Source organism: Pseudanabaena biceps PCC 7429 (assembly GCF_000332215.1).
Classification (GTDB): Bacteria; Cyanobacteriota; Cyanobacteriia; order Pseudanabaenales; family Pseudanabaenaceae; genus Pseudanabaena; species Pseudanabaena biceps.
The window spans coordinates 1-17,717 of record NZ_ALWB01000126.1 but is presented as its reverse complement, the minus strand read 5'-3'; the positions used below and the strand labels follow the sequence as shown (position 1 = coordinate 17,717).

Below are 17,717 nucleotides of genomic sequence, written 5' to 3'. Positions count from 1 at the left end.
ATCGCCGCGCAAAGCGCGGCGATTCTCTTCTTAGAAACAAGGATGGGATGGCAGCGCTTCGCGCCGCCATCCCATCCTTGGGTTTTGATTACAGTGACATCAAGAATATCGAAACTAAGGTGATAGGGGCTACCACTCTAATAACATACCTTGCGATTTTAAGAGAGCTTGCAGATCGTTAATTTTGCCACGATCAAGAATTACCTGTGGGGTTAACGATGGATCATCCTGCAAAACAATCCATGCCGCCGCCGCTCCTGCCGCCGCTCCTGCCGACCATTCGCCAACATGGATGCGGGTTGCGCCATTAACAATGTGGCTAACGGCGATCGCTTTACCACCCATCAATAAATTATCGATACGTTGAGGAATCAAACTCTCAAAGGGCAAGATAATTGGGCGAACTTTATCCTCATTGGTAGGAGCAGAGCTGGGGGCTTTCGATGGCTCCCAATTGCGATAACGGCAACCATGCATATCGATCGCATAATGCGTTAACCCAATTGAGGTCGGATTAAAATTACGCCCCCCCTCCATATCATTACGCAGGTCTTGTTCGCGCATAAAGAACTCTGGCTGACCATAAGCAGCACGTCCGAGAATACGACGACCCTCACGAATGTAAGGATACATACTCAGCCCCGACTCGGTGGGCATGGGGCTATCGGGACCTGACATTAGGCGGAGCGGAAATTCGGCGGATGCATACTTATCCATCAACCATTCGGCAAATAGTAAGGCATGATTTTCGCCATCCTTAAGGGCTGTGGTATTTAAGCCTCCAAGCCAGTTTTGTTGTTGCCCTGAATCGCGAATTTGTTTATCAGTCAAGATAAGTGGTGGATTCATTACCCCCCAGTCATTGCCGCGATTCCAGTTAACTACGGTCATATCGCCCTTAGCGGGGATCGCCTTAAAGGGATCGTCGCGCTTCATGCTCACAATCCGACGATAGTTAAACATGCTGTTCCCCTCAAACATGGGGAACCTACCTAAGTCATAATCCTTGCGATGTTCTTCCCGCGAATATCCTGGTTGGACTTTCCGCAATTCCTTGAGCGATCGCCCCTCATCATCGGCAATTTTTAATACAAAGGGAAAGGTAAATGCTTGCGTACATTCAGGATTGTCTGCCACGGCATGGACTTCACCTGTAGTGCTAAAGCCTTCAGCCCCCAGACGGTGGGGAATATTTGCCCAAGCAATCACCTCAGCGGTGTCGGTGGAGTCGATTACCATCATCTGTTTGCCTGCGGGAGCCTGCAAACGGATCGGTTTTTTATCAAAAGTTTCGTCAGAGTTCCAATTAAACCAGCTTTTAATTTCGCGAGATAGTCGCCCTTGAGGTAAATAGTTAGGATCACGGGGAATGCGACGCACTCCATAGATCGAAGTAATGCGATCGCCCTTTTCGTTAAAACTTGCTCCCTTAAAAGCAATCTGCGTCTCCCATCGACTCTTAGGAGCCGATCGCTTTGCCTCACGCAAAAATTCTTCTGCCGCAAGCTCACCAGAGTAAGGGGTAAAACAGAGATTTCCTACCCAACAGCTATTGGTATCGGCCACCACTGCCCCTGGTTTTAGATAGGAATAGGCTTCAGGTAATGCAGGCTGACTGGCAATAATATTTTTAAAATGCGTCCAGCTAAGCGGGAATTGCTGGCGATAGCGCATAAGTAGGGACTCATCGATCGCGCTAACTCCCTGTGAGCTTACTTGACCGCCCAGCATTGGCGTTAGCTCGATTAAACAAGTGGTTGCCCCCGTTTTCATCGAGTGATAGGCTGCTGCCACGCCCCCTAAGGAGCCGCCCACGACAGCTACATCGCATTCCCATACTTCAGCATCTACTGGTGGCGGCGGATTGAGTAGCGGGAAGCCATTGCGATCGTATAGTTTGATCGGTGCACTTGCATCTTGGGCAATGGGCTCAATGGACTTTTGCTTACTAAAAAATTGCCAAGTTCTTGCTGTTGCTCCACTAAGTACTAAGCCCATAAAGAGCATTCCCAATACATAACGCAATTTGGGACGAAAGGAGCGTTTAGTTTTCGGATCTTCTATTTCCCCAAGGCGATCGCTAAAATCTTTTGGTTTCTTTTTCTGCTCGCTCATGACTCACTGCTACTCATAAAAATTCGCTTGCTTTTCAACAAGTCCCTACACTCACACCACATACTCTTAAGATTAGCTTAAAGAGTCTAATATGTAACATAGTCAAATGCAATTAAATTCGCCAGCAAATAAAGTTTAAAACTTTCAGCAATTACATATATTTTTCTTTAGAGAAAATATAGTATATACCAAGGTCTAGAGCAATCATAGAAAGGCATAGTGGCAGAGTATTTTTGTCAAGACTAACCCTATACAAATACTCCCCAATTCGGATTTTAAAGCATTTAAAGACAAAACATATTTTGAGCTTATTATTCTCCAATGCCCCATAACTTTACAGACAAGAAAAATAGACAAAAACTCAATCAGTAGCTGGGCATAATTAAAACCCAAAATCAAAACCTGTAGCGCACGCGACAGGTTTTGCGGTTTTATATTTAATTGCGCCTAGCCACTTAACAAAGATGTTAAAACAGTATGTTAAGACAGTATATTTATACCGAAAGTTTCTCAATGGATAAGGATAGACAACACATTAAAATCCCTATTCTTACCTATTTAGAACTACCAGTTAGTAGATAGGAAAGGTGCTTTTTATTTTCATTATCAAAATGCTAGTTTTTCAAAATCCTCAGTCTATCTATTGCCAAGTGAGTCAAGACCTAAGAGATAAGTGATGACACGAAGCAATATTTCTCATCTCTTGAGTGGTATGTACTGAATAATGCTTTCACTGCTCTATGAAAATGGGTTTTGGCTCTGTGAAACTGCCGATCTTGAAACATTCAGATGCAGACAATCAGATGCAGATAAATTGGACTAAGTACTATAGCTATATTCACTTAAGTCAGGACATCAAACCCAATAGGGAGTTGCGGCGCGAAGCGCCGCAACTCCCTATTGGGTTTGATGTTTGTCCTCACATTACTGACTATAGCTATATAAACCTCGACAGGAATAGCGATCGCTACTCCCTTCCCACCAAAGAAATAGACATCAAAAACCAAGAATTAGACGTTGCGGCGCGAAGCGCCGCAACGTCTAATTCTTCACTGGGAAGGGAGTATCTATAAAAAAAATAGCGACTTTTTTTGGCTTTTTTTTGGCTTTTTTCTTCAAAATGGGAACCAAGTTATTTCCTGTATCTGAAAGTGTAACCACGCTAAATCCGATTTAAGTTGGGTGATATCTTAAAAATCGAAGAAATGAAAATAACATAAAACAAAGGTGTAAGGAGTCAATCATATGCGTCATGTAACTACATTCATTCTCAGTCTTGCTTTTTGTATCCCCTCGGTAGCAACGATCGCTTCTCCCGTAAAAGCACAGGAAAGCAATGCTCAATATACTGAAATCAAAAACGAGCGCGTCCTCACTGTGACAGGACGTGGCGATCGCTTGGTGAAAACCGTTAAGGCAAGAATTCAGCTTGGGGTTAATGTTGAAGGAAAAACGGCGATCGCTGTTCAAACTGAAGTAGCTCGTCAAGCTAATAGTATCGTCTCGACCTTGCAGAAGCTCAATGTCGAGAAGTTGCAAACCCTGAGCGTACAACTCAATCCCAAGTATGTCTACGAAAACAATCGCCAACGTCAAGATGGATTTACGGGACAAACCAGCGTTAGTTTTGTCGTGCCCCTAGAACGTGCGGGAGAAGTCCTCGATGCTGCTGTTAATTCAGGGGCTAACCAAGTCGAACAGATTAGTTTTATCGCCAATGATGCCGATTTATATGCTGCCAAGCAACTCGCTTTGCAAGATGCCCTCAAAGATGCCCAAACTCAGTCCAATACCGTTTTAAGTACTTTAGGCTTCTCCCAAAAAACGATCAAATCAATCCAGATTATCGATTCAGGAGTTTCCTACCCGATCAATCAGCCACGTCTAGATAGCTATGCTAAGGCAGCTAGCGCACTCCCAATTTTAGGTGGCGATCAAAAGATTGAAGCTTCAGTGACGCTGCAAATCACTTATTAATTAAAATTAATTAAAACCCAAAGTCCTGTGGCGTACGCAGCTTGCGCCACAGGACTTTGGGTTTTATGTCGTAAGTGGGTAGTCCTAAAAGGAAAGGATTTAAACAAGTAAGGATGGGCGGCGCGAAGCGCCGCCCATCCTTACCTGTTTAGCACTACCAAACCTGCGGCGTACGCTACACGTGCGCCGCAGGTTTTAGGGTTTTAATTATGCTGAAGTACTTAGCACATTTGGCGACAGCTATAAATTGCACCCAGCGACTTAGAGTAAAATGCACAAGCCTAGAATTAGGTTAGCTACAATTTTGCAAAATAATTAAATTCTCAAGTATATTGCCAAGACTAGCGTTGCTGTGCTTGGCAATATACTTATGTTTGTTAAGTGTTTACTAAGTGTTTGTTAAGTAGCTGGGTGGTATTAAATATAAAAAACCAAAAGCTGTAGCGCACGCGCAGCGTGCGCTACAGCTTTTGATTCTGGCTTTTAATTACGCCCAGCCACTTAGCACAAATGTTTGTTAGCACAAAATCCTGTAGCTTTATCAGCTCTATACTTGAGATCTCCCTTGACCATTCCCATGCTTGATTATATTCGTGATGGCAGTGAAATATATCGTCGATCCTTTGCCATCATTCGTGCTGAGGCAAATTTATCAATCTTACCACCCGAACTTGAAGTGGTTGCCGTGCGGTTAATTCATGCCTGTGGTATGACCGATATTGTGAGCGATCTTGCCTATTCCGAAGGCGTAGTAGAAATTAGCAGAAATGCGTTAAAGAACGGGGCAAATATTCTTTGTGATGCACAGATGGTAGCCAATGGAGTCACCCGCAAGCGCCTACCTGTCAATAATTCTGTGATTTGCACTTTAAACGAACCTGAAGTACCAGAACTCGCCAAGCAAATTAATAACACCCGATCGGCGGCGGCAATGGAACTATGGCGATCGCATTTGGAAGGATCGATCGTGGCGATCGGTAATGCACCAACCGCTTTATTTCGGCTATTAGAAATGATAGATCAAGGTTTGCCCAAACCAGCCGTTATACTAGGATTCCCTGTAGGTTTTGTGGGTGCGATCGAATCAAAAGCCGCATTAGCCGCAAATAGTCGTGGTGTACCCTTTTTGACCATTCACGGTCGGCGAGGGGGAAGTGCGATGGCAGCCGCAGCCGTGAATGCATTAGCGATGGAGAATGAGTTATGAACCCTGAAAACAAGAGCGAAATAAGGTCGGGAAACCTCTATGGTTTAGGAATTGGTCCTGGCGATCCAGAGCTATTAACAATCAAGGCTCATCGTATTTTAACCTCAGTCCCCGTGATTGCCTATCCTACGATGGAAAGTGGCAAGGTACTAGCAAGGGCGATCGTTGCAGATTTTATTCGTCCAGAGCAAATAGAAGTACCGATGCCGCTTCCCTTTAGCGTCGATCGCTCTTCACAGCCCTATTATGATGTAGCGGCGGCGAAGATTGCCGAACATCTATCGGTGGGTCGCGATGTCGCGGTGTTATGTGAAGGCGATCCGATGCTTTACGGTTCCTTTATGTATATTTTTAATCGCCTCTCTGATCGGTTTCATACCGAGGTGATTCCTGGGATATCTTCCACCTTTGCCAGCGCTGCGATGTTAGGCGCACCCTTAACCTATCGAAATGATGTGTTGAGCATTATGCCTGCAACCTTAGAAGCAGATATTTTGCGCGATCGCCTAGCCGTTGCCGATGCCGCCATTATCATTAAGCTCGGCAGACATTTTGCCAAAGTGAAATCCGTTTTAGAAGAATTAGACCTGTTTTCTCGCGCCCTATATATCGAACGCGCCACCATGCCCAATCAGCATATCAAGCCGATCGCTTCGGTTACTGCCGATGAAGTTCCCTATTGGGCGATCGTCATGATTCCCAGTCAAACCAAGCCTCAATAGAAGGTTCCAGCCAATGACCATCGAGCCAATGACCATCGAGCCAATGACCATCGAGCAAATAATGATTAAGTGAATGAATATCTAATGAAACCCCCTGCCATCATTATCTTAGGAGAGAAGAGTATCGCGATCGCTCGACAAATCCAAAATACGATTCCCCATGCCATTATTTATGGATTAGCCTCGCGTACCCAATCTGCTGATCGCCAATACACCAAGTTTAGCGAAATTGTAAGCGAGTTATTTTGCCAAGGACATGCCATTATTGGGATCTGTGCCGCAGGGATTTTAATCCGCTCCCTCGCCACTTTACTTTCCGATAAGCGAGCCGAACCACCCGTAATTGCGATCGCTGAAGATGGCAGTGCTGTTGTTCCCCTCTTAGGCGGACTGAATGGCGCGAACGATTTAGCTAGAGCGATCGCCAATACGCTCCAAGTCCAAGCAGCGATTACAACCACTGGCGATCTCCGATTTCAAACCTCCCTCCTATCTCCTCCCGATGGCTATCGACTGCTGAATAATGATGAACAGGCTAAGACATTTTTAGCGGATTTATTAGCTGGAAAAACAGTTAAACTAATCGGTATAGCGCCTTGGCTAAGCGAAAGTCATCTTCCTTTTGCCGATGATGCGACCCATCGAATAGAAGTAATCTCCAGCAAAATCTCTTTAGAATCGATGGAGTCTCAGCTAAGCTCCACCTATCTAGTTTATCAAACCACCCTAATTGATCGGTCGGAAACTGGAGGAAAACTATCAATTATCGGTACTGGTCCGGGAGCCGCAAAATGGATGTCTCCAGAAGTTAAGGCAATTCTAGAGGATGCAACGGATTTTGTCGGTTACAAAACCTATATCAATTTAGTCAAAGAATTTACGCGAGGGAAGCCCGTTCATGCTTCCGATAATCGAGTAGAACTCGATCGCGCCCGTCTCGCTCTCGATCTGGCGGCTGAAGGAAAATCAGTGGTCATCGTCTCTTCTGGTGACCCTGGGATTTACGGCATGGCAGCCGCTGTATTTGAAGTTTTAGATCAGTCACCTGATCCTCAATGGAACCAGATTGATATTTATGTCGCGCCAGGAATATCTGCGGCTCAAGCGGCGGCGGCGGCGATCGGTGCCCCAATCGGGCATGACTTCTGCATGATATCTCTTTCCGACATTCTCAAGCCTTGGGAAATTATCACACAGCGCTTAACTGCTGCCGCCCAAGCCGATTTTGCGATCGCCATTTATAATCCCATTTCAACTCAACGCCGATGGCAACTCACAGCAGCTAGAGATCTGCTCTTACAATGGCGATCGCCCAATACGCCTGTAATTTTAGGTCATAGAATGGGACGTAAAGGTGAAAATGTAAGAGTTATTTCTCTCTCGGAACTAGCTCCCGAACTTGCCGATATGCAAACAGTGATTATTGTAGGTTCTAGTAAAACTAAGAGCCTACAATGGAGCGATCGCCAGTATGTTTATACACCACGCAAATACAATTAAATTGGTCAAATCAATAGGTAATACCAATTCCCAAAAGTGTGGCTACACTTTTGGGAATTGAAAACCAAACCCAGTAAGGGTTTTAAAATCACAAAATGGCTACACCATTTTGTGATTTGGTATAAAAATGGGCGGCGCTTCGCACTCGTCCTTATAGCAATTCCCAAAATGGCGTTGCCATTTTGGGAATTGCTATTAATGAGTAATTGCTTCAATTGACAGGTAAAAGAGCAAAATATATTATGAGATTATCACGACATCTAACGACAGCCATGATCTAGTCCCGATCTACTGGTATTGTCTATCTGCTTAGAGAACCCAAAATGATCTATCAATCTAACTGGATGCCCCATGAAGGAATTGTGACTCACTCTGGAGGACAAATTCCTTCTAATATGGATTTCTTTACTCCCCCACCAATCGAAATTGGCTCAATTCTCTCCGCTGAAAGCAATCTAACTCACTCTAAGCAGCCTATTTCCATTTCTGCAAGAATCTCCCTCTCCTTAATCGTTGGCGGATTATTAGCTTACGGTATTCGCTACATTGCGAAGACCGACGAGGTTAACATTATCGCGATCGCAACTGGTGCCATCTTGGGACTGATTCTTTATCTGATGACGGAGTTTCGCTACTCTTGCTCCTATGTTGGCGAGCAGGGAATTGTAAGGCTATTCATCAAGGGTTCGCGTACCGCCATCCCGACAAAACACCAACTCTGTTTTAAGGATGCCTCAAATTTATATGTGACTCAAATTCGCAACTATGTCAATGGAATTTACACAGGAACGGCATATACCTACAAATGGAAGCAAATTTCAGGAAAAGACTACTGTTTGAATGGACAATATCATGCGGAAAAAAAAGTTCCTAAAGATGGAGATAATTGGCATTTTGCCAATACAGCCGAGCGAGTATGGAGCATTTATTTACTAGAATCAGTCAATGAAAAATTAAATAGCTTGGGATATGTGGAATTTCCGATGGCAGGAAATCCCAAAGCCGTAAGAATTGGTAGGGGCTTTATGGAATTTGTGACCAAAGATAAAGAGCCTCAAAGGGTTGCCGTTACTGAGATGAAGGATATTACTTTAGGTGGAGGAGTTTTTCAATTTAAACATCAAGATGCTAAGTGGTGGTCTGGCAAAGGCAAATATTCTTTCACCTATAGCAATATTCCTAATGCAAGGCTATTTCTAATTGTTCTTGAGAGTTTAACGGGAATTCGCTGGCAATAAACTAAAGTCCATCTAAGAGGAGCGTAACGCCCGCGTAACGGGCGTTACGCTCTCTGGCTTTGGGTTTTAATTATGCCGAACTACTTACAGCGCTTTGCGCTCAAACCCCAACTAAGGAAATCTTTGAAAGCGTTGCTTTGCAACGCTTTCAAAGATTTCCTTGTGGTTCGTTTGATCGGTAATTGCTGTAATAGATCGCTAGAATAGATCGCTTAGGGACTCTATCAATTTTTGATTTTCGCTTTCTAACCTTACCGCAACTCTAAAATAGCGATCGCCTAGTTCGGGGAAACTCAGACAGTCGCGAATGAGGATTTTATCCCTTTGCAATAATTCCTTTTGCAAAAATGAACCTGCTATTTCTGTTTGCACCAATAGGTAGTTGGCTGCATTTGGTAAGGGTATTAACCCTGATATTTGCGATAAGCCCGTGAATAGCTGCGATTTGGCACTTTTTAACCAAGTCCATGTCTGTTGTTGAAACTCCCGATCATCGAGTACAGCGATTCCTGCGGCGGCAGCAAAACTATTGACACACCAAGGATCGCGCCATGCTTGCCATCGCCTTAAACGGTCGGGATGGGCGATCGCATAGCCAAGCCTCAAGGCAGGCAAACTATAGAATTTTGTAAGCGATCGCAAAATCACTAAATTAGGATGAGATGGAACTAAATCAATTAAGCTTTGCTGCTGATCTGGCGGGAGAAAATCCATAAAAGCTTCATCAATTACCACCAAGGCAAATCTTTCGAGATAGGGCAAAATACTATCTCTAGAAAATAAATAGCCTGTGGGATTATGGGGATTGTTGATTAGGATTCCTTTGGTATGAGAATTACTAATTTCGGGCAGATCCATCTTAAAACTTACATCTTGATTGCTAATTAGAAATGGATATTTTTCCACTTGGCAATCGAAGGTTTTTAGAGCGCGATAGTAATCGGTAAAAGCAGGCGTAAAGAGTACCGTGGCAACTAATTGCGAAAGATCGCGCCCCACCCAAGTTAATAGCTCGGCAACTCCGTTACCAGCCAAAATCCATTCCGAGGACAATTGATGAAATGCTCCCAAGGACTGTCTGAGTAATGTATATTCTGGATCGGGATAATGACTCAAATCTGTGAATTGGGACTGGATCGCTGCGATCGCTGATTTAGGGACACCCAGAGGATTAATACTTGCCGAAAAATCTAAGATCTGGGCTGGGGATATGTCAGCCATCTCTGCCGCCCATTGTCGATTCCCCCCATGGATTGGATGTAAACGCTCAGACGATTGCATAGTTTTTTATTTTAGATTCTATCTCAGGGGCATTGACTGCTGTTGGCTACTTTCAATGCTGGCTTTGGCAAGATTTCTAAGTAGCTAGGCGCAATTAAACATAAAAGAACAAAACCTGTAGCGCTCGCTGCGCGAGCGCTACAGGTTTTGATTCTGGGTTTTAATTATGCCCAGCTACTTAGAGATTTTTCTATAGTTCCGAATTTAGACCAAGCAAAGCAAAACCTAGAAGAGCATACCGCCCGCGTAGTGGGCGGTATGCTCTTCTAGGTTTTGCTTTGCTTATGCTTAGCTACTTAAACATGCGCTTATGGCAATTTTAGATTTTTAGGTCACACAACTTACGAGAATACAGGTTAAGCTAGGATTAATCATCGCTTCTTACGTCACAATCTATGCTACGAATTGTCACCCAGAGAACTGAAGCAGAATCCGAAATCAAACGGATTTGCGATCGCATCTATGACGATCAGATGATCCACAAAGAAGCCACAGTCACCGAAATCATTCAAACCGTTAGACGCAAAGGTGATACCGCCCTACTGCGCTACACCTCTGAATTTGATGGTCAAGACTTCACATCGGCGGAACTGCGCGTCAGTGGATCGGAACTTGATGCTGCTTATCAGCAGGTCAAAGGAGGTCTACTCAAGGCGATCGAAATGGCTCATCAGCGTATCGAAGAATTTCATAAAATGCGTGTGCCAAAAAGCTGGGTGCATTTTGGCGATAAGGACATAGTGTTAGGTAAACGCTACACCCCCGTTGATGCTGCGGGTATTTACATACCTGGAGGTAAAGCAGCCTACCCAAGTACTGTCTTAATGAATGCCGTGCCTGCAAAAGTTGCAGGGGTAAAAAAGATTGTCATGGTTACACCTCCTGGTCAGGAGCGCACCATTAATCCCGCGATCTTAGTGGCGGCTCAGGTAGCTGGGGTGGAAGAAATTTATCGTGTGGGGGGAGCGCAAGCGATCGCAGCTTTAGCCTATGGTACGGAAACCATTCCCAAGGTTGATGTCATCACAGGACCGGGAAATATCTATGTCACCCTTGCCAAAAAACAAGTGTTTGGACGTGTCGGCATCGACTCGATCGCAGGACCTTCTGAAGTTTTAATTATTGCCGATGCTAGTGCCAATCCTACCTACGTAGCGGCAGATATGCTGGCTCAAGCCGAACACGATCAAATGGCAGCATCGATCTTGCTCACCAATGATTCGCGCCTTGCTAATCGTGTTTCTGAAGAAGTAAATCGGATGTTAGAAAACCATCCACGACGCTTAATGACAGAAAAGGCGATCGCTCACTATGGCTTAATTGTCGTCGTCGATAACCTCAATACCGCCGCCGAGCTATCCAATCAATTTGCCCCAGAACATCTGGAATTAGAAATCGAAGAACCTTGGCAATTGATCGATCAAATTCGTCATGCAGGGGCAATTTTTATCGGGCATTCTACACCTGAGGCAGTCGGTGACTACCTCGCAGGACCAAATCACACTTTGCCTACCTGTGGTGGTGCGCGTTATTCGTCGGCACTGGGGGTTGAAACATTTTTGAAGCATTCAAGCTTGATTCAGTACAGTCCTGAAGCCTTAAAAGAAGTCTCTGGGGCGATCGCTTTGCTAACCGAAGCCGAAGGCTTACCATCCCACGGTGATTCCGTAAGATTGAGATTGCAAGATATTTAGTAATTCTTTAGTAGTTCTTTAGTAGTTCTTTAATTAGCCAAGTAAAAACCCAAAAGCTATCTATACGCTTACAAAATAGCAACATTCTGAACATTCTTATTAAGTAGCTAGGCATAAGTAAACTTAAAACCTAGAAGAGCATACCGCCCGCACAGCGGGCGGTATGTTCTTTAGTTTTATTTTTTAATTACGCCGAACTACTTAAGTCTAATCTCGTAAAGATATAGCAATTTAAAAGCAAAAAGATGATTAGCAGAGCTAAGCTCTGCTAATCATCTTTTTGCTTTTATGACCTAACTTAAACATCGCATTGTCATAACCCACAGATGATTGTCAAGATGAGAATAAGTCCTTATGCAAAAAACATAAAGTTGCACCCAGCAGGGGTACAACTTTATGTTTTTGAACATGTAATTAGTTACGCCTAGCTACTTATTTAATTTTTTAATTAATTTTTAATACTTTTTGAAATAACGCGACTGTAATACCAATTCCAAAAATGGTAATGCCATTTTTGGAATTTCAAAACCTTACTGGGTTTGTTTTTTAATTTATTGAAGTGTTGGCTTACTTCAGTGAATTGATATAAGTAAGTGGGCTTAATTAAATATAAAACCCCAAACCCTGCGGCGCACGCTGCGCGTGCACCGCAGGGTTTATATATGGATTTTAATTATGCTGAGGTACTTACTACAAATTAGGAAACAATGATTTTATGATGATTTCACGATTTCGTTATAGCCTAAAGAGTTACGGGATTAAGCAGCACAACTCGATTTTAGTCTGAGATTACAAATACTATATTTACGGTTCATCGGAACTTCTCGGTATCTCGTTATACTTAGCAAATACTTAGTGAATACTTAGTGAATACTTAGCGATCGCTATATAAAAAAATTTACATATCCTATCTATGCTTGTTCACTTTAGGATGTTAGTATCGTGAGGACTTCAAAAAGATTACATAAGCAATCAAATATCAATCGAATATCAATAATAGAGCCAAATAAATATCTATTTGGTATTAATTTATTGATCGCATTGCAGCGTAATCATAACTACCTTGTTATTTTGTATTGATTTGCTAACAAAGTAAGCGGCAATATTCTTTTTGAGTCAATTAACCTATGAATTACCACAAAGCATAGAAATATGAAATTAGGTCATCAATTACACAAGGCTATCAAAGTATCACTATCGGTTCTTGCATCCTTTGTTATAGCGGTGGGACTTTTATTGGGGGGATACAATGCTCCTGCGAATGCTGGTTACGATCCGTTTATTGGGGAAATTATGACTACCGCTAACACCTACTGTCCTCAAGACTGGGCTGAAGCGGATGGGCGGACATTGCAGATCAATCAATACACTCCCCTTTTTGCCTTAATTGGTAACACCTATGGTGGCGATGGCAGAAACACTTTTAATCTACCCGATTTACGCAGTCGCGTAGCTGTTGGCTATGGTCAGGGCAACGGACTTTCCCGTTACCAACTCGGTCAGACTGGTGGACAGGAAAATGTTGCCTTAGGTGTAGCTGTGGCTAATGCTAAAGTTGCCGCTTCTACTGATGCATCAGCAGTTGCCGTTGTTAATAATGCGAAACTGCAACCAGCCGCAGTTTCACCCGTCCAGCCCTACTTAGCATTGCGTTATTGCGTGGCTCTTAATGGCATATTTCCTAGCCGTGACTAGCTCTAATGTCATTGCCTCATGAGGATGAGAGGGTTAGGGTTGCATAGATTGATTGTCTCTGCGATCGCCTAATTCTCTTATCGCCTTTTGATTGCAACCTAAAAACATGAAATACAAAGCAAAATACAAAGCGAAATACAAAGACTTAGAATTATGAAACTAGGCGATCGATTGCATCAAACTATCAGGCTGTTAACCTCGATTCTTGTCTGCTTTGGCATGGCAGTTGGTTTATCTTTGGGCGGATATACCGCTCCTGCCAATGCATCTTCCGATCCAGAAATTGGAGAGATTATGCTCGTAGCCTATGATTTCTGCCCAAGAAATTGGGCTGAAGCCAATGGTCAAACGATTTCCATTAACCAAAATGCAGCTCTTTTCTCGCTGTTGGGTACAAACTATGGCGGTAATGGAATAACTACATTTAATCTGCCAGATCTACGGAGCCGCATCCCCATCGGCTACGGTCAAGGGCGGGGGCTTAACCGTTATGAACTTGGACAGTTTGGCGGTCAAGAGAATATCAGATTAAGTTTAGACTCTAGTAATGCTAAGGCTACTTCTTCAGCAGATCCGTCAGCTGTTGCTGTCGTCAATAGCGCAAACTTGCAAACAGCATCAGTTTCAACCTTACAACCCTATTTAGCTTTACGGTATTGTATCGCCCTCCAAGGACTTTATCCTATGCGTCCATATTAAGTAACGTCAGTTCGGGTTAAGCTGGCAAATTTTAAAAGCCCAAAAGTAAAAGCCTTGCTATGCAAGGCTTTTACTTTTGGGCTTCGAGAAAGGGTTTGCTACGCAAACCCTTTCTCGATGCCCGTTTCAAATTATCCCGAACTCACGTTAAGTAAAAAGCCAGAAGAGCATACCGCCCGCCGCGCGGGCGGTATGCTCTTCTGGCTTTGGTTTTTAATTATGCCTAGCTACTTATAGCTATCACCAAGTGAAGCCCCATAAGAGAATGTCGGCGCGAAGCGCCAACATTCTCTTATGGGGCTCTAAGTCCTAGTATATTTAAAAGCCCATTACCTTCGCTACGCTAGTAATATCGGGGGCAACGCCCTTATGCAATTTGGACTCGGCACAGGCGATCGCTGTATCGGGATCCTTAATACCATTGCCAGTCAGTACGCATACAATCGTCGCTCCTGAGGGAATTTGATCGCTAATTTTTAGCAATCCCGCTACTGAAGCTGCACTAGCAGGCTCACAGAAAACGCCCTCTTCGCCAGCTAAGAACTTGTAAGCCGCAAGAATTTCGACATCGGTAACGCTATGAAAAGCACCGCCGCTTTCTTCACGCACTTTGAGAGCCTTTGCCCAGTTAGCAGGATTGCCGATTCTGATTGCTGTAGCGATCGTTTCGGGTTTATCAAAGACTTGTCCTGTGACTAAGGGCGCAGATCCCGCAGCCTGAAATCCCATCATACGTGGTAATTTGGCGGATTTACCCGATGCATAATATTGGGAAAATCCCATCCAGTAGGCAGTAATATTACCAGCATTGCCCATCGGAATACATAACCAATCAGGGGCATCACCGATCGCTTCTACTAGTTCAAAGGCGGCTGTCTTTTGACCTTCAAGGCGATAGGGATTGACAGAGTTAACCAACGTAATCGGAAATTTTTCCGACATTTCTCGCACAATTTCGAGGGCTTGGTCAAAGTTACCATCGATCGCAATTACTTCTGCACCATAGATTAAGGCTTGACTCAACTTCCCAAGAGCAATCTTGCCATCGGGAATTAAGACAAAAGCCTTCAATCCGCCACGTTTAGCATAGGCTGCCGCTGCCGCCGAAGTATTCCCCGTACTCGCACAAATTACCGCCTCTGAGCCAGATTCCTTCGCTTTAGAAATCGCCATCGTCATACCGCGATCTTTAAAGCTGCCAGTGGGGTTGAGTCCGTCATACTTGAGCAGGACTTTGATATTGCGTCCTAATTTTTCGCTAAGGGCGATCGCGGGAATTAGGGGAGTATTGCCTTCATGCAAAGTGACAATTGGAGTTTGGTCTGTAACTGGCAAATAATCCGCATAGCGACATATAAGTCCTGGCCAACCATTAGGAACTGTAGAGGCAGGGTAAAGATCGAGACGAGTATCAATCACGCTTTCTTCTATAAAATGCTTATAAACTATCGAATCTAGTTTAGCTCTATAACAAATACCAAAACCCAGATCTCAAAATCCAGACTGGGTTTGATTTGCAATGGCAAACAAGTATAAGCTTATATATTACTGCAAATAGTTGAAGCGTTAATAGAAGTTTTATACCAAAGCTCAAAATGGCGTAGCCATTTTGAGCTTTGAAAACCCTTACTGGGTTTGGTTTTCAATTCACAAAAGTGTTGTCACACTTTCGTGAATTGGCATTATGATTAATTGCGCCTAGTGCAGCTAATTATGATCGAGGTATCGATTTAGCAAACCATTCACCTGAGAGGGCTTAACAAAGCTATGCCGTTCTTTGTTTGGCATTACAACTAAATTGGGGGCTTGTTTGCATTGTTTTTGGCATCCTGTCTTTTGAATCTGTACGTGATTCTCTAAGCCGCGATCGCGCAATTCCCGTTCTAGCTGTTGGTAAACCTCTTTACCGCCACGTTGCCAGCAGTCAGATTTCTGACAAATTAAAATACAAGCTTTATTAACCTTTGACTTAACAACCTTGGGCGAGTCATTTGGAGAGGCATTTACGGTTGTTTGGTTGGTGAGGACCTTCGGAGCGCCAGCTCTACTATATGACGAAGCCTCTAGTTTTAGAATTCCTTTTTTGCGATCGATCTTTTGCGTACCAATAATTTCTAGCCAAGAGCCAACACTTAAATGGGGATCAAAGTTCTGGCTTAGTTCTTTGGGCAGCTTCACCCAATATTCCTGAGAAGCGATCGCCACTCTCAAATATTTAACCCGATAACCATCTTTGAGGATGACCCCCAAAAATTGAGCCATAACCTGAAAATCTGCTATTTGCGCCAATAGTTTTGACATAGATTTTTGATTATATTTTTGACTAGATTGAGTTAATAGATAGGTTTAATTATGAAACCTTACTTGCCAATTATTCTTTAAAAGTTTAATCATCTCGTCCCGCGACGCATTCATCCGTCTAATGACACACCAAACTTGCAATAGATGATTGGGATTGGAAATCTGAACCGTCAAAGGTCTATGGGATGAGCATTGACAAGGGATGCCTAACTCTTGCAAACGATAGTAAAGATCCCATCTATCAGAACCATCTATGGAAATCTCTTGATTCACTGCTAAGGAGTAGTTGATTGGATTCATGATTGAGTTGCCTTAAATCAGTTAGTTATTGATATCTTATTGCAATAACTATTAGATTTGATACTACTACATAAATGCAAGTAATTCTCATCTAAATCCCAAAATCCTTCAAAAATTCGTTAGCACAGGCACTGGGTTATTTGTCTTTACCTTAAAAAGCCTTAAAATAATTTGAGTTTCGCGTCATCAACTACTTGATATTTGATTAGTCAAAAGGAACCAAAATTATGTCTACGATTCAAGGGCTAGTGCGAGCATTTGGGGAAATTGCTGATAATCCAGTACTACTGGACAAAAGTGTGACTACACCTGTCTGTGAAGGATTAAATGCTGCTTTAGCAAGCTTTCAGGCACTGTACTTACAGTATCAAAAGCATCATTTTGTGGTGGATGGCTCTGAGTTTTACTCATTACATGAGTTTTTTGAAGATGGGCTCAAAGCGGCGATCGCTCACGTCCACGATCTCGGAGAAAGATTGAATGGGCTGGGTGGAATTCCTGTGGCTAGTTTCGCTAAATTAGCTGAATTGTCCTGCATTGCATCCGAAGAAGATGGAGCCTATGATTGCCGCTCTATGGTGGAACATGATCTTGCGGCGGAGCAAGCAATCATTCAACTATTACGTCGTCAAGCAGCTCAAGCGGAAAGTTTAGGAGATCGGGCAACTCGTTACCTCTACGAAACAATTCTTTTGAAAACAGAAGAACGCGCCTATCACCTCGATCACTTCCTTGCCTCCGATAGCCTAACCGTAGCATTTGTCGGCAAATAAGTAATTAATTTAGGCTTCGGTCATCGTCACAAAAATGAGGCGATCGCTAAGCGATCGCCTCATTTTTGTTTGTTAACGTCAGTTCGGGGCAAGCTGGCAAATTTTAAAAGCCCCAAAGTAAAAGCCTTGCTAAGCAAGGCTTTTATACCAATTCACAAAATGGCGTTGCCATTTTGGGAATCTCAAAACCTTACTGGGTTTGGTGTTTAATTCAC

Annotated in this window: 15 protein-coding genes; 10 read left to right on the top strand and 5 right to left on the bottom strand. The window is 43.5% G+C overall.

Annotated features, from left to right (window positions below):
- Positions 1-129: 129 nt before the first annotated feature.
- On the bottom strand, positions 130-2,115 hold the full coding sequence (locus PSE7429_RS14350) for an FAD-dependent oxidoreductase (RefSeq protein WP_009627956.1): 1,986 nt from the start codon (positions 2,113-2,115) through the stop codon (positions 130-132).
- Between the two features lie 761 nt (positions 2,116-2,876).
- On the opposite strand from PSE7429_RS14350, the gene PSE7429_RS14345 reads away from it, so the two are divergent.
- From PSE7429_RS14345 to PSE7429_RS14320, 6 genes are all read left to right on the top strand, one after another.
- The gene (locus tag PSE7429_RS14345) at positions 2,877-3,188 is read left to right on the top strand and encodes a hypothetical protein (RefSeq protein WP_158467641.1); all 312 of its coding nucleotides are present in this window, start codon (positions 2,877-2,879) and stop codon (positions 3,186-3,188) included.
- Positions 3,189-3,360: 172 nt separating this feature from the next.
- Entirely contained in the window at positions 3,361-4,092 is a 732-nt protein-coding gene (locus tag PSE7429_RS14340) for an SIMPL domain-containing protein (RefSeq protein WP_009627954.1), read from the top strand.
- Positions 4,093-4,669: 577 nt separating this feature from the next.
- Entirely contained in the window at positions 4,670-5,299 is a 630-nt protein-coding gene (locus PSE7429_RS14335) for a precorrin-8X methylmutase (protein WP_009627952.1), read from the top strand.
- Positions 5,296-6,021: a precorrin-2 C(20)-methyltransferase gene (gene cobI / locus PSE7429_RS14330; RefSeq protein WP_009627951.1), complete on the top strand. Its 726-nt coding sequence runs from the start codon at positions 5,296-5,298 to the stop codon at positions 6,019-6,021. The genes PSE7429_RS14335 and cobI overlap by 4 nt, the downstream gene beginning before the upstream one ends.
- Positions 6,022-6,105: 84 nt before the next feature.
- Positions 6,106-7,521 carry a precorrin-3B C(17)-methyltransferase gene (gene cobJ / locus PSE7429_RS14325; RefSeq protein ID WP_009627950.1) on the top strand — a complete coding sequence of 472 codons (1,416 nt, stop codon included), beginning with the start codon at positions 6,106-6,108 and terminating at the stop codon, positions 7,519-7,521.
- A gap of 323 nt (positions 7,522-7,844) precedes the next feature.
- Entirely contained in the window at positions 7,845-8,759 is a 915-nt protein-coding gene (locus PSE7429_RS14320) for a DUF6585 family protein (protein WP_009627949.1), read from the top strand.
- Between the two features lie 198 nt (positions 8,760-8,957).
- Here the strand turns inward: PSE7429_RS14320 and cobD are convergent, their stop codons facing one another.
- Entirely contained in the window at positions 8,958-10,040 is a 1,083-nt protein-coding gene (gene cobD / locus PSE7429_RS14315; protein WP_009627948.1) for a threonine-phosphate decarboxylase CobD, read from the bottom strand.
- Between the two features lie 395 nt (positions 10,041-10,435).
- Between cobD and hisD the strand changes: the two genes are divergently transcribed.
- The 3 genes from hisD (at position 10,436) to PSE7429_RS14300 (ending at position 14,128) form a co-directional block, all read left to right on the top strand.
- Positions 10,436-11,734, top strand: coding sequence for a histidinol dehydrogenase (hisD, locus tag PSE7429_RS14310; protein ID WP_009627947.1), 1,299 nt, complete (start codon positions 10,436-10,438; stop codon positions 11,732-11,734).
- 1,152 nt (positions 11,735-12,886) lie between these two features.
- Positions 12,887-13,429 carry a phage tail protein gene (locus PSE7429_RS14305; RefSeq protein ID WP_009627946.1) on the top strand — a complete coding sequence of 181 codons (543 nt, stop codon included), beginning with the start codon at positions 12,887-12,889 and terminating at the stop codon, positions 13,427-13,429.
- Positions 13,430-13,582: 153 nt separating this feature from the next.
- Positions 13,583-14,128 (top strand): phage tail protein, encoded by a 546-nt coding sequence (locus PSE7429_RS14300; protein WP_009627945.1) that lies wholly within the window; start codon positions 13,583-13,585, stop codon positions 14,126-14,128.
- A 318-nt stretch (positions 14,129-14,446) separates the two neighbouring features.
- On the opposite strand, the gene thrC is transcribed toward PSE7429_RS14300, so the two are convergent.
- From thrC to PSE7429_RS14285, 3 genes are all read right to left on the bottom strand, one after another.
- Positions 14,447-15,547 carry a threonine synthase gene (gene thrC, locus PSE7429_RS14295; protein ID WP_009627944.1) on the bottom strand — a complete coding sequence of 367 codons (1,101 nt, stop codon included), beginning with the start codon at positions 15,545-15,547 and terminating at the stop codon, positions 14,447-14,449.
- Between the two features lie 288 nt (positions 15,548-15,835).
- Entirely contained in the window at positions 15,836-16,429 is a 594-nt protein-coding gene (locus PSE7429_RS14290; protein WP_009627943.1) for a (2Fe-2S) ferredoxin domain-containing protein, read from the bottom strand.
- A gap of 45 nt (positions 16,430-16,474) precedes the next feature.
- Positions 16,475-16,729, bottom strand: a complete 255-nt coding sequence (locus tag PSE7429_RS14285) for an Asr1405/Asl0597 family protein (RefSeq protein WP_009627942.1) — start codon at positions 16,727-16,729, stop codon at positions 16,475-16,477.
- Between the two features lie 227 nt (positions 16,730-16,956).
- On the opposite strand from PSE7429_RS14285, the gene dpsA reads away from it, so the two are divergent.
- Entirely contained in the window at positions 16,957-17,502 is a 546-nt protein-coding gene (gene dpsA, locus PSE7429_RS14280) for a DNA starvation/stress protection protein DpsA (protein WP_009627941.1), read from the top strand.
- The last annotated feature ends 215 nt before the right edge of the window (positions 17,503-17,717 follow it).